At 70.8% G+C, this 12,854-nt stretch carries 10 protein-coding genes and 1 pseudogene; 9 read left to right on the top strand and 2 right to left on the bottom strand.

Annotation, left to right across the window (positions count from 1 at the left end; all coding sequences use genetic code 11):
* From glyA to gcvT, 3 genes and pseudogenes are all read left to right on the top strand, one after another.
* Positions 1-320, top strand: a pseudogene (glyA, locus tag HMPREF2914_RS30960) (serine hydroxymethyltransferase); the annotation flags it as partial.
* 47 nt (positions 321-367) lie between these two features.
* A complete protein-coding gene (locus HMPREF2914_RS30955; RefSeq protein ID WP_003112071.1) occupies positions 368-1,744 on the top strand; it encodes an L-serine ammonia-lyase in 1,377 nt (458 codons plus the stop codon).
* A 93-nt stretch (positions 1,745-1,837) separates the two neighbouring features.
* Entirely contained in the window at positions 1,838-2,959 is a 1,122-nt protein-coding gene (gcvT, locus tag HMPREF2914_RS30950; protein WP_003136335.1) for a glycine cleavage system aminomethyltransferase GcvT, read from the top strand.
* Positions 2,960-3,005: 46 nt separating this feature from the next.
* Here the strand turns inward: gcvT and HMPREF2914_RS30945 are convergent, their stop codons facing one another.
* Together HMPREF2914_RS30945 and HMPREF2914_RS30940 are read right to left on the bottom strand one after the other, a co-directional pair.
* On the bottom strand, positions 3,006-3,881 hold the full coding sequence (locus tag HMPREF2914_RS30945) for a hypothetical protein (RefSeq protein ID WP_003136336.1): 876 nt from the start codon (positions 3,879-3,881) through the stop codon (positions 3,006-3,008).
* The gene (locus tag HMPREF2914_RS30940; RefSeq protein ID WP_023091733.1) at positions 3,878-4,849 is read right to left on the bottom strand and encodes a polysaccharide deacetylase family protein; all 972 of its coding nucleotides are present in this window, start codon (positions 4,847-4,849) and stop codon (positions 3,878-3,880) included. Before HMPREF2914_RS30940 ends, HMPREF2914_RS30945 begins: the two co-directional genes overlap by 4 nt.
* Positions 4,850-5,537: 688 nt before the next feature.
* Between HMPREF2914_RS30940 and hflK (HMPREF2914_RS30935) the strand changes: the two genes are divergently transcribed.
* The 6 genes from hflK (HMPREF2914_RS30935) (at position 5,538) to HMPREF2914_RS30910 (ending at position 12,759) form a co-directional block, all read left to right on the top strand.
* A complete protein-coding gene (gene hflK / locus HMPREF2914_RS30935) occupies positions 5,538-7,538 on the top strand; it encodes a protease modulator HflK (RefSeq protein WP_009877736.1) in 2,001 nt (666 codons plus the stop codon).
* Between the two features lie 11 nt (positions 7,539-7,549).
* The gene (hflC, locus tag HMPREF2914_RS30930; protein ID WP_009316187.1) at positions 7,550-8,581 is read left to right on the top strand and encodes a protease modulator HflC; all 1,032 of its coding nucleotides are present in this window, start codon (positions 7,550-7,552) and stop codon (positions 8,579-8,581) included.
* Complete coding sequence (hflK, locus tag HMPREF2914_RS30925; RefSeq protein ID WP_023091735.1) at positions 8,578-9,618, top strand: protease modulator HflK; 1,041 nt, start codon at positions 8,578-8,580, stop codon at positions 9,616-9,618. The genes hflC and hflK (HMPREF2914_RS30925) overlap by 4 nt, the downstream gene beginning before the upstream one ends.
* Before the next feature lie 153 nt (positions 9,619-9,771).
* Positions 9,772-10,206 carry a hypothetical protein gene (locus HMPREF2914_RS30920; RefSeq protein WP_003089693.1) on the top strand — a complete coding sequence of 145 codons (435 nt, stop codon included), beginning with the start codon at positions 9,772-9,774 and terminating at the stop codon, positions 10,204-10,206.
* A gap of 28 nt (positions 10,207-10,234) precedes the next feature.
* Complete coding sequence (locus HMPREF2914_RS30915; protein ID WP_023981023.1) at positions 10,235-12,217, top strand: cation-translocating P-type ATPase; 1,983 nt, start codon at positions 10,235-10,237, stop codon at positions 12,215-12,217.
* Positions 12,214-12,759: a DUF4946 domain-containing protein gene (locus HMPREF2914_RS30910; RefSeq protein WP_003116899.1), complete on the top strand. Its 546-nt coding sequence runs from the start codon at positions 12,214-12,216 to the stop codon at positions 12,757-12,759. The genes HMPREF2914_RS30915 and HMPREF2914_RS30910 overlap by 4 nt, the downstream gene beginning before the upstream one ends.
* Positions 12,760-12,854 lie beyond the last annotated feature (95 nt).

The raw sequence follows: 12,854 nt of genomic DNA, 5'->3' as shown, positions 1-12,854 counted from the left end.
GCACCGACAACCACCTGATGCTGATCAGCCTGGTGAAGCAGGGGCTGACCGGCAAGGCCGCCGACGCGGCGCTCGGAGCGGCGCACATCACGGTGAACAAGAACGCCGTGCCGAACGATCCGCAGAGCCCGTTCGTCACCTCCGGCATCCGCATCGGCACCCCAGCGGTGACCACTCGCGGTTTCCGCGAGGGCGAGTGCCGCGAACTGGCTGGCTGGATCTGCGACATCCTCGACGATATCGACAATCCCGAGGTCGGCGAACGGGTCAGGGGCCAGGTCGGCGAATTCTGCCGGCACTTCCCGGTCTACGCTGATTGAACAGGAACGCCGCCGTGGTGGCGGCCAATCCGCAAGCGGAGACGAGCATGTCCCTGAGTGTCTTCGATCTGTTCAAGATCGGCATCGGGCCGTCCAGCTCCCACACCGTGGGGCCGATGCGTGCCGCCGCGCGCTTCGCCGAGGGGCTGAGGCGCGAGGGGTTGCTGGAGGCCACTGCCAGCGTCAAGGTCGAGCTGTACGGCTCGCTCGGCGCCACCGGCAAGGGCCACGGCAGCGACAAGGCGGTACTGCTCGGCCTGGAGGGCGAGCAGCCGGACACGGTGGATACCGCCGCGATTCCCGCCCGGCTCGATGCCATCCGTTCCAGCGGCGAGCTGCGCCTGCTCGGCGAGCGGCCGATCCGCTTCGTCGAGAAGGAACACCTGGCGCTGATCCGCAAGCCGCTGGCCTACCATCCCAATGGCATGATCTTCCGTGCCTTCGACGCTGCCGGCCTGCAGGTCCGCAGCCGCGAGTACTACTCGGTGGGCGGCGGTTTCGTGGTCGACGACGAGGCCGCCGGCCTCGACCGCATCGTCGAGGACCGCACGCCGCTGGCGTTCCCCTTCAAGACCGCGCGGCAACTGCTCGACCATTGCGTCCGCGAAGGCCTGTCGATCAGCCAGTTGATGGCCGAGAACGAGAAGGCCTGGCGCCCCGCCGAGGAAACCCGCGCCGGCCTGCTGCGTATCTGGCAGGTGATGCAGGACTGCGTCGAGGCCGGCTGCCGCAACGAGGGCATCATGCCCGGCGGACTGAAGGTCAGGCGCCGCGCGGCGGCGCTCCACCGCCAGTTGTGCCAGCGGCCGGAGGCCGGCCTGCGCGACGCCCTCAGCGTGCTCGACTGGGTCAACCTCTACGCCCTGGCGGTGAACGAGGAGAACGCCAGCGGCGGCCGCGTGGTGACCGCGCCGACCAACGGCGCGGCGGGGATCATTCCGGCGGTGCTGCATTACTACGCGCGCTTCATCCCCGGGGCCGACGACGATGGCGTGGTGCGCTTCCTGCTCACCGCCGCGGCGATCGGCATCCTCTACAAGGAAAACGCCTCGATCTCCGGCGCCGAGGTCGGTTGCCAGGGCGAGGTCGGGGTGGCCTGCTCGATGGCCGCCGGGGCGCTCTGCGAAGTGCTCGGCGGTAGTGTGCAGCAGGTCGAGAACGCCGCCGAGATCGGCATGGAGCACAACCTCGGGCTGACCTGCGACCCGGTCGGCGGGCTGGTCCAGGTGCCCTGCATCGAACGCAACGCGATGGCTTCGGTGAAGGCCATCAACGCGGCGCGCATGGCCCTGCGCGGCGACGGCCAGCACTTCATCTCTCTCGACAAGGTCATCCGCACCATGCGCCAGACCGGCGCCGACATGAAAAGCAAATACAAGGAAACCGCGCGCGGCGGCCTCGCCGTGAACATCATCGAATGCTGAACCGCGCCGCTGCGCCGGCGCTTCTTTTTTCTTTCCCGACAATCGATCGCGGCTCTCCGGCAGACAGGAGGCCGGGATGCCATGGAGTGAAACATGACCGCAGAAACCCTCGCCAAGACGCCCCTGCACGCCCTGCACCTGGAACTGGGGGCGAAGATGGTGCCCTTCGCCGGCTACGACATGCCGGTGCAGTACCCGGCCGGGGTGCTCAAGGAGCACCTGCACACCCGCGAGCAGGCCGGTCTGTTCGATGTCTCGCACATGGGCCAGATCCGCCTGGTGGGCGCCGATGCGGCGCTGGCGCTGGAAAGCCTGGTGCCGGTGGACATCCTCGACCTGCCGGTGGGCCAGCAGCGCTACGCGTTGTTCACCGACGAGCAGGGCGGGATCCTCGACGACCTGATGGTGGCCAACCTCGGCGATTGCCTGCTGCTGGTGGTCAACGCCGCCTGCAAGCACCAGGACCTGGCGCACCTGCGTCGTCACCTGGAGGGCCGTTGCAGCGTCGAGCCGCTGTTCGAGGAGCGTGCCTTGCTCGCCCTCCAGGGACCGGCGGCGGTGCGGGTGCTGGAGCGCCTGGCGCCGCAGGTGGCGCAGATGACCTTCATGCAGTTCGCCCGCGTCGAGCTGCTCGGCCAGGACTGCTACGTCAGCCGCTCCGGCTATACCGGCGAAGACGGCTACGAGATCTCCGTGCCCGCCGCCCATGCTGAGGCCTTGGCGCGGCGCCTGCTGGCCGAGCCGGAAGTGGCGCCGATCGGCCTCGGCGCGCGCGACTCGCTGCGCCTGGAAGCCGGCCTGTGCCTCTACGGCCACGACATGGACAGCGCCACCACGCCGGTCGAAGCCAGCCTCGGCTGGGCCATTTCCAAGGCGCGCCGCGCCGACGGCGTGCGCGCCGGCGGCTTCCCCGGCGCCGAGCGGATCTTTGCCCAGCAGGCGCAGGGCGTTGCCAGCAAGCGCGTCGGTTTCCTGCCGCAGGGGCGGATGCCGGTGCGCGAGGGCGCCGAGATCGTCGATGCCCAGGGCCGGGCGATCGGCAAGGTCAGCAGCGGCGGTTTCGGTCCGAGCCTCAACGCGCCGTTGGCCATGGGCTACGTGCCGAACGAACTGGCCGGCCTGGGCAGCGAGGTGACGGCGATGGTGCGCGGCAAGCCGGTGACCCTGGTGGTCAGCAAGATGCCCTTCGTGGCGCAGCGCTACTACCGCGGTTGAGCCCCTGGCCCTCTCTCGCTTCGGCGGGAGAGGGCGGCGACCGGCCTCACGGGTGTTTCGGCCGCTGCCGTTGCAGGCCGAGCTTCTTGGCCCGGTGGAATACCGCCGCGCGGGTCTTGCCGGTCTGCTGCGCGCACCATAGCGAACCGCGCTGCTGGTAGTGCTGGCGCAGCAGGTCTTCCTCGGACTTGCTCCAGATCGCATTGTTGCGGTCGCGCTGGCTGTGCGGGGAAAGCTCCTCGGCCTTGCTGGCGACACTCTGGTAGCTGCGGCCGAGCATGTAGGCGCACCAGGCCAGGCTGCGCTTGCTGCCGTGGCGGCGGATGAACTCGACCTCTTCGCTGGACCAGGCGGCCGGTGCCTTCGGCGGCGCCTTGCGGTCCAGCGAGCGGGCGAGGGCGGCGCGGGCGCGCGCCACCGCCTGGTCGCCGGGATTGTTGCGGCGGGTCACGCCGAGGGCGCGGCGCCAGCGTCCCACCAGGCTCGGACTGAAACCCCACCAGAACTGCACCGACTCGGCGCATTCGGTACGTACCGCGCGCAGCAGGTCGCCGCAGAGAATCGGCGAAGGGCGGCCGCTGCGCTTGCGCGTCGGCCAGCGGAACAGGCCGTCGGTGAAGCCGCCGACTTCCACGGCGCCTTCCAGTTCGTCGACCAGCCAGTCACCGGGGATCACCAGTGGGCTGGTGTAGGGCGCGCCGAGCAGCAGGTGGTTGATGGTAGCGACAGAGGTAGGGGTGTCTGCAGTCATGGGACGATCCTTGCTGATACCGGGCCAGCTGGGCTGGCCATATCCCTGAGAGCGGCGTCGCTGCGGCGTGGCGGGCGACGGCGCGTTCGCTTCCCGTGGTTCGGGCGGTCTTCCGGCGGAGGGCGACTGCCTGTCGCGCCTCCTTGGGAACGGGTTGGAGGCCGTGCTCATGGACGGGCTCCACGATAGATGCGCCAGGCCAGCCGGCCGGGACGGGCGGCGATCGCCGCGCCCACCTCGATGCGCGGTAGGTCCAGCGGGTCGCAACGGGTATCCACCAGGCCATTGCGCGCGCCGAAGGCGAAGCGGTAGCCAAGCCGGCCGAGGGCGGCGCGCAGGCCGGGTTGCGCAGGCGTCGCGGCGAGCGTGGCGCGAGCTTGGCAGAACACCGGCAGAGGGGCGACGCAATGCTGCTGGAGCTGGCGGTGGGCGCGGCCGAGACAGTCCTCGGCGCAAAGGCCTGTCGCTGGGTGCGGGTCCTGGCCGTGCAGGCCGAAGCGAACCAGGCCGCTGTTTTCCAGGCGGCGGACCCGTTCCCAATCGCCCGCGCCGTACGCCGCGGGGGCCGTGCAGGCCGCGCGCAAGGCCTGCTGCGAAGCCGGGTCGAGGCGTTCCAGCTTGCGCAGGAGGAGGTCGAGGCTACGGCTGCGACGCTGGTCGTCGCCGGTGCGTTGGAGCACCCGCATGAGCGCAGCGCCGCCGTAACGCTCCAGCAGTTCCAGCAATGGCTCGGCGGTAGCCGCATCGGCCTGCCAGAGGGTGTCGGCGACCGCTTCGCGCCAACTGCGCGGGTCGCCGCCGATGAAGGCGCTCGCTGGCATTTCGTAGCGCTCCAGCAGCGGGTAGACCAGCTCGGCCAGTTCCGCAGGGTTGCCGTCGACGCTCAGGGCGATCCGCAAGCAGGCTGGAGCGGGGCTCTCGAGCAGGTGTTCCAGGGGCACGCAGAGGAAGTGCCGCTGTAGCCACAGCAGCAGGGTCTCCAGGCCCTGGCGGTCGAGGCAGCGCCCTTGCCGGTGCGGCAGGGCCGCGCGCCGGCGATCCGCGACTACCCGTCCCAGGCGCAGCACGATGCCGTTCTGGCGCAGCCGGCGCTGGCCCACGGAGGAGTTCAGGAACGTCATCCCGATCAGGCTTCGCATGGCATCCCCCGGCTCATCGACGATCCGTCACCGGCGATGGTTCCGCGTGCGCGGCAGGGCTTTCGCCAGCCTGTCCGGACGCTGCGCCGTGAACTCCGGCCCCGGCGGTCGATTCGGTCATGGGCGAGCCTCCTGGGTAATCCGCACAAACGTTTGCTGCGGCCACGCCAACGCGTGGCTCGAACCGGGACTTGGCGGGGACCCGGCGGGTGTTCGGTAAGGACTGCATGGCACCGGATAACGCTGCAAAGGATCGATGTGATTCTTTTTTGACGCTACCACAGTCGATAGTCGAATTATTGACGCTTTGCCGCTGTTATAAAACCGTCAGGCTATGCGAAAAGTCCTGCTGGCTACGCGTGGAGGCCCGGAGCGGCGTGCCTTTGAGGGGGAAGCGGGGGAGCCGGCAGGCCTATGCGGATTGGTTATAAGAAATCCATTTCGAATGAAAATTGCCGACGAATGGTCGTTTGCGCGGATGTCCGGTGGTTTTTCCCGACTGCTTAGAACCTTTCGGTTGGTCGGGGGCTTGCCAAGTGGGCTGCCCCCAGTCTTTCGTCTTCCAGTCAAGAGCCTGGGGATGCAGACTGTTTTTCAAATCATGACAACTTCTTAACGCGCATTGTTATAAAGTTGCGGACGTTTGCGCCGGCCTGGCCGGCACCTTCGAGTTTTGCCTGGAGTGAAGATGAGAGTCGACCTGGACGCCGAGGGCGTCGCCGCCGAATCGCTGCCGCGTTTCCAGCAGGCGCCCCGGCAGTTGCGCCAGTTGTGGCGATGGGCAGCGGCCAGCGTCGCATTGGCCGCCGCCTGCGCCGTGCTGGGGTTCTTCATCGGCCTGTTCGCCGCCGACTCGCTCTGGCCGCCGCTGCTGTACAACCTCGGCGCGGCCTGGCTGGTTCTGTTCGCCGGTCTGCACGCGGCCTACCGGGTCGCGGCCTGGCGTTGCGTGGTCCTCGGCGCGGAGGCCAGCGCGCGGCCTGCCTGGCTGCGCTGGCAGCGGGGCGAACCCGACGCCGCCGCCGACAGCGCCTATGAACGGCTGCTGGAGCGCCTGGGCCAGGCCATCGCCCACGGCCTGGCCCAGCTCGGGCACGCTGCGCTGTGGCTGGCGGCGAGCGCGGCGCTGGCGTTGTGCCTGGTAGCCGCCGGCTGGCGTCTCGACCTGCCGCCGGCCAGTTCCGGGCAAGCGGCCGACCTCGCCATCGGGATCTGCCTGCTGCTGGCCTTCGCGGTGCTGGTGCTGGAACGTCGCTTCGCCAGCCAAGGGCCGGCGCAGTGGCCGGAAGCCCCGGCCCTCGGGCAACTGGCGCGGGCGCTGATCGGTACCCTGGTGCTGGCCGCCCTCTGTCTGTTCCTGGCTCGCCAGGGACACCCCTGGGCCCCGCGCCTGGCGGTACTGCTCGGCCTGTTGCCGGCGGCGCTGGCGCTGGAGTTGCTGGGCAGGGCGATCCTGGCGATGTTCGCGCCGCAGCGTGCCGGCCTCGAACCGCGCCTGGTCGCCACCAGCCTGCTGGCCGACCTGTTGCGCTGGCCGCCGCGTCCCCTGCAGCGTCTGCAGCATGAGTTGCACCAGCGCTTCGGCATCGACCTGCGCCAGGTCTGGGCCTTCGGTTTCATGCGGCGGGCGTTCCTGCCGGTGCTGGCGGTGGTGTCGCTGAGCGGCTGGCTGCTCAGCGGCGTACGCGAGATCGGCATGGATGCACGGGGCGTCTACGAGCGCTTCGGCAAGCCGGTCGCGGTGCTCGGCCCCGGCCTGCACCTGGGGCTGCCCTGGCCGCTGGGGCGGGTGTTGGCGGTGGAGAACGGGGTGGTCCACGAGTTGGCCACCAGCGTCGCCGCCGGCGACGGCGGAGCCGAGCCGCTCGCGCCCGCCGAAGGTCCGGCCCCGGATAGCGCCAACCGCTTGTGGGACGCCTCCCACGTCAGCGAGAAATCGCAGGTCATCGCCAGCCTGGCCGACCGCCGGCAGAGCTTCCAGATCGTCAACATGGACGTGCGCATCGTCTACCGCATCGCTCTCGACGACGCGGCAGCGCTGGCGGCGACCTACCGCAGCGCCGACGTGCCGACGCTGGTGCGCAGCACCGCCAGCCGCGTACTGGTGCATGCCTTCGCCTCGCGCACCCTCGATGAGGTCCTCGGCGAGCAGCGCGCGGGCCTGGCCGAGCAGATCGGCCAGGCCGTGCAGGCCGATCTCGACCGCCTCGGCAGCGGCGTCGAGGTACTGGGCGCGGCGGTCGAGGCGATCCATCCGCCGGCCGGTGCGGCGAACGCCTACCACGCGGTGCAGGCCGCGCAGATCACCGCCCAGGCGCTGATCGCCCGCGAGCGCGGGCAGGCTGCCGCGCAGCGCAACGAGGCGCAACTACAGGCCAGCGTGGCGCACGACCGGGCCAGCGCGCAGGCCCGCGAGACCCTGGCCGCCGCGCAGGCCGCCGACCGGCGCTTCGCCGCCGAGCGGGAAGGCTATGCCGACGCCGGCCAGGCTTTCCTGCTGGAGGCCTACTACCGCCAGCTCGGGCTCGGCCTGGGCAAGGCCAACCTGCTGCTCATCGACCACCGCATCGCCGGCGCCGGTGCGCCGACCATCGACCTGCGCAGCTTCGGCCTCGGCCGCCTGGATTCCCCGCCTTCGTCCCGTCCGTCCGCCGCTCCGGCGTCCGCGGCCGGGCAATCCGCACCATGAGGAGAGCGCTCTTGAGCCTCGGTCACTCCCACTCGCACAGCCACCACGAGCATCATCACGATCACGATCACGATCACGATCACGATCACGGCCATGGCGCACAGGCCGCGCCGCCCTGGCGCCGGCTGCTGGTCGCCGCGCTGCTGGTGCTGTTCGCCGTCGCCGCCGCTTGCCTGGTGCAGGTGCGTTCCGGCGAGGCGATGGTCATCACCCGTTTCGGCAACCCGGCGCGGGTCCTGCTCGAACCGGGCCTGGCCTGGCGCCTGCCGTTGCCGTTCGAGAGCGCGATCCCGGTCGACCTGCGCCTGCGCACCACCTCCAGCGGCCTGCAGGACGTCGGCACCCGCGATGGCCTGCGGATCATCGTCCAGGCCTACGTGGCCTGGCAGGTCCAGGGCGACGCCGACAACGTGCAGCGCTTCATGCGCGCGGTGCGCAACCAGCCGGACGAGGCTGCCCGGCAGTTGCGCACCTTCGTCGGCTCGGCGCTGGAAACCACCGCCAGCGCCTATGACCTGGCCGACCTGGTGAATACCGAGGCGTCGCGGGTGCGTATCGGCGACTTCGAAGCGCGCCTGCGCGAACAGATCGACAATCAGTTGCTGGCGACCTACGGGGTCAAGGTGGTGCAGGTCGGCATCGAGCGCCTGACCCTGCCCAAGGTGACCCTCGGCGCCACCGTCGACCGCATGCGCGCCGAGCGCGAGACCATCGCCACCGAGCGTACCGCCGAGGGCCGTCGCCAGGCCGCGGAGATCCGTTCGGCGGCGGAGCGCGACGCCCGGGTGATCCAGGCCGAGGCTTCGGTGAAAGCCGCGGAGATCGAGGCCCAGGCGCGGGTCGAGGCGGCGCGCATCTACGGCAAGGCCTACGCCGGTTCGCCGCAGCTGTACAACCTGCTGCGCTCGCTGGACACCCTCGGCACCATCGTCAACGGCGATACCCGCCTGGTCTTGCGCACCGATGCCGCACCGTTCCGCGTGCTGGTCGACGGGCCGCCGGCGCTCCCCGCCGAAGCGCCGGCCAACGGGCGCCGGCCATGAGCGACGAAGCGCACGAGGGGCTGCGCAGCCCCTGGCTGCAGGCCGGACGCCTGGCGTTCCTCGCACTGTTCGGCGTGACCCTCCTGGCGGCGCTGGCCTGGGCGTTTTCCAACGTCCGCCAGGTCGGCCCGGAGAACCGCGCCGTAGTGCTGCGCCTGGGCGCGCTGGAGCGCCTGGCCGGTCCCGGCCTGCTGCTGGCCTGGCCGCAGCCGCTGGAGCAGGTGCTGCTGCTGCCGTCCGCCGAACAGGTGATCGAACGCCGCGTCGAGGGCCTGCTGCGCTCCGAGCAGGCGCGTCGCGCCGACCTCGACGTCAGCCTGTCCAGCGACGCGCTGGCCGGCTCCGGCTACCTGCTGACCGGCGACGCCGGGGTGGTGCAACTGGACGTGCGGGTGTTCTACAAGGTCGACGACCCGTACGCCTACGTCCTCCAGGGCGCCCACGTGCTGCCGGCGCTGGACCGCCTGGTGGCGCGCAACGCCGTGCAGGTCTGCGCCGCGCGCGACCTGGACACCATCCTGGTGGCGCGCCCGGAGTTGCTCGGCAACGACAGCGCGGTCGCCGAGCGCCGCGAACGCCTGCGCGGCGACCTGGTGCAGGGCATCAACCACAGCCTGGCGGCGCTGGCCGCGGCCGGCAGCGGGCTGGGCATCCAGGTGGTGCGGGTCGACGTGCAGTCGAGCCTGCCGCGCAATGCGGTAAGCGCCTTCAACGCGGTGCTGACCGCCAGCCAACTGGCCGAGCAGAACGTCGCCAAGGCGCGCACCGAGGCGGAGAAACTCACCCAGGCGGCCACCGAGGGGGCCGACCGCACCCTGCAGGTCGCCCGCGCCGAGGCCGGCGAACGGCTGGCCCAGGCGCGCCGCGACACCGCCAGCATCGTTGGCCTGGCCCCGGCGCTGGGTGCGACCGATCCCGGCCTGCTCTGGCGCCTGTACCGCGAACGGGTGCCGGCGATCCTCGGCAAGGCCGGTTCGGTCGGCAGCGTCGATCCGCGTGATGACGGCCGCCTGATTCTGCAAGGCGGGCAGCCATGAGCCGCTGCCCGACGGTGCCCTTCGCGGGCTGTGAAACAATGGACGGACAAGCGAACGTGAAACGGCTACCCTGCGTCGGCATCAACCTTCGGTACGCGCTTCCGCCAGCGGAACGCGGCGCCGAGTCGAACAACCAGGCGAACGGGACGGGCAATGACGGCAGGCGGTATTCCATTCACGGGCAACGGTGCGCGGCTATCACCGGGCAGGGCCCTGCTGTGCGGGCTGGCGCTGTTGCTGTGCGGCGGCGAGGCGCTGGCGCGGCAGTTGCCGAGCGACATGCTGGTGGGCTTCGTGGCCAGCGCGCAGTACCCGGTCATCACCCTGAAGAAGCCCAAGCAGAGCCTGCTGCGCAGCGTGCTTACCCTGGGGCTGGGGAAGAAGACCGTCAGCTATTCGGTGGCGCCGTCGGTGCGCATCCGCACGGCGCAGAACCTGTTCATCGTCTATGGCCGCATGCCCCAGCTCAAGGGCAGTTTCGTCGGCCTGAAGAGCGACAACAACGGGCAGGTCAAGCAGATCTGGGAACTCACCGAGAAGGAAGCCCTGGACTACGTACGCCGGCCGGACGCGCGCTTCCCGCAATAGCCGCCGCGGCTCGCCCCGGGAGGTGCGCATGAGCGAGCCGTCCGCCCACGGCAGCCATGGCGGCTGCGCGCATCATCATCACCTGCCGTTCGGCGGCGGCCTGCTCAGCCGCGACGAGCAGCGCCGCGCCGCCCGCCAGCTGAGCCTGGCGATGCTCGCCCTTGGCCTGTTGCTGCTAGGCCTGGCCTGGCGCTGGCTGGCGGCGGACCAGGCCGGGGTCAGCCAGATCCTGCTCGGCGTCGCGTCGCTGCTGGTGGCGCTGCCGGTGGCCCGCTCGGCCTGGGACAGCCTGCGGCATCCGAGCCTGCACGGCGTCACCGACCAGTTGATCGCGCTGGCCATGCTCGGCGCCTGGGCCAGCGGCGACCTGCTGACCGCCGCGCTGCTGCCGATCATCATGATCTTCGGCCACGTGCTGGAGGAGCGCAGCGTGATCGGCTCCCAGGAGGCCATCGCTGCCCTCGGCGAACTGACCCGCAGCCATGCCCGGCGGATCAAGGCCGACGGCAGCCTGAGCGAGGTGGACAACGCCAGCCTGCGGGCGGGCGACCAGGTGGAAGTGCGCGCCGGCGACCGGGTTCCGGCCGACGGGCGGGTCCTGCAGGGCCAGGCCAGTCTCGACACCGCGCCGATCACCGGCGAGTCGGTGCCGCTCGAGGTGGCGCCGGGGATGGAGGTCTACGGCGGCGCGATCAACCTCGACGGCCTGCTGCGCATCGAGATAACCCGTACCGGCGAGGCCTCGACCCTGGGCAAGGTGATCGGCCTGATGCAGCAGGCCGAGCGCGCCAAGCCGCCGATCACCCGCCTGCTGGAGCGCTACGCCGGGCAGTACATGTTGCTGGTGTTGCTGATCGCCGCCGTCACCTGGTTCGTCACCAACGATGCCCAGGCCATGCTCGCCGTGCTGGTCGCCGCCTGTCCCTGCGCCCTGGTGCTGTCCGCCCCGGCCACGGCCATCGCCGGGATCGCCGTGGCCGCCCGTCATGGCATCCTGATCCGCAGCTCGGCCTTCCTCGAGGAACTGGCGGACCTGACTTCGCTGGTGGTCGACAAGACCGGCACCCTGACCCACGGCAGCCTGCGTCTGCAGGCGCTGCGCCTGGCCGATGCCGCCGAGGAGGCGTCGGTGCTGCGCCTGGCCGCCAGCCTCGGCGCCGCCAGCAGCCATCCGGTGAGCCGAGCGCTGGCGGCCCTGGCGGCGCACGATGCCTATCATCCATTGAGCGATATCCGCGAACGCCAGGGGTTCGGCGTGGTCGCACGAACAGCGGCGGGCGAAGCCGCCCTCGGCCGGCCCGAGCTGTTCCAGCAACTGGGCATCGACGCCGGCGAGGTGCCGGCGCACGAGGGACCGATCGCCGGAATCGCCCTGGACGGGCGCTTCCTCGGCTGGCTGCTGCTGGCCGACAGCGTACGCGCGGAGGCCGCCGAGGCCCTGGCCGATCTACGCGAACTGGGTCTGGGCCGGCAACTGCTGCTGACCGGCGATCGCCAGGCGGTGGCCGACGCCGTGGCCAAGCAGGTGGGGATTCGCCAGTTGGTGGCGCAGGCGTTGCCGGAGGACAAGTTGCGCCAGGTCGGCGCGGAGATCGGCAGCGGTTTCCGGCCGATGGTGGTCGGCGACGGCATCAACGATTCGCTGGCGCTGAAGGCCGGTGTGGTCGGGGTGGCAATGGGTGCCGGCGGCGCCGATATCGCCCTGGCCTCGGCGGATATCGTGCTGATCGGCAGCGACCTGCGCCGGCTCGGCACCTGCGTGCGGCTCAGCCGGCAATGCCGGCGGACCCTGCAGGTCAACGTGGCGATCGGCCTCGGCTGGACCCTGGCGATCGTCGCCGCGGCAGCCTTTGGCCTGCTCGGCGCGGCCGGGGCGATGGTCGCGGCGCTGCTGCATAACCTCAGCACCTTGCTGGTGCTGGGCAATGCCGGACGCCTGCTGCGTTTCGAGGAGCCCCTCGGGCAGCCCCGGCCGGCCGTGGAGGGACGCGAAGAGGAGGGTACACCGTGAGGCAGGCGCAAACGCGACGCAACGGCTGGCGCTGGCTGGCCCTGGCGGTCGGCACGCTGTCCGCGCTGAGCCTGGCCGAGGCGTCGATGGCGCGCTGGCCGGCAGGCTGGCAGGTCAGCGACCTGCCCGCCGCGCAGCCCGGCCAGGCCGGCGCCGGCCAGCGCCAGCGCGCGGTCAAGTTGCAGGCAGACGGCTCCCAGGCACTGGTGATGGAAGTGACGCGGATGCCCCTGCAGAGCGGGCAGGCAGTGAACCTGGAGAAAGTCCTCGGGCACATGCGCAAGCTGGTGCAGATCGAGTTCCTGCGCAACGGCCTGCAGACCGCCTGCACCTCGCCGCAGCCGTCCACCACCGGCGGGCTGGCGGCGCTGGAGACCACCTGCACCATTCGCCAGCGCGGCGCCGTGGTGATGAAGCAGACCTTGCTCACCGCGGCCGGCAAGACCTCGGCCTATTCGCTGTCCTATGCCGGCCTGGCCGAGGCCTACGACGCCAGCCAGGCGGAAATCCGCGCGGTACGGGAAAGCCTGCGCTTCGAGTGAGCGAAATCGGACGCGGTCGGGGCGGGGGCTGGAGTGTCGGCGGATACCGCCTGCGGCGCTATTCGCCCTGCGGAGGGTTGCATTGGGGTAGGGCG

The organism is Pseudomonas sp. HMSC067G02, assembly GCF_001813485.1.
Lineage (GTDB): Bacteria > Pseudomonadota > Gammaproteobacteria > Pseudomonadales > Pseudomonadaceae > Pseudomonas > Pseudomonas aeruginosa.
The sequence above is the reverse complement of the archived record's forward strand: the minus strand, read 5'-3'. Positions and strand labels throughout refer to the sequence as shown.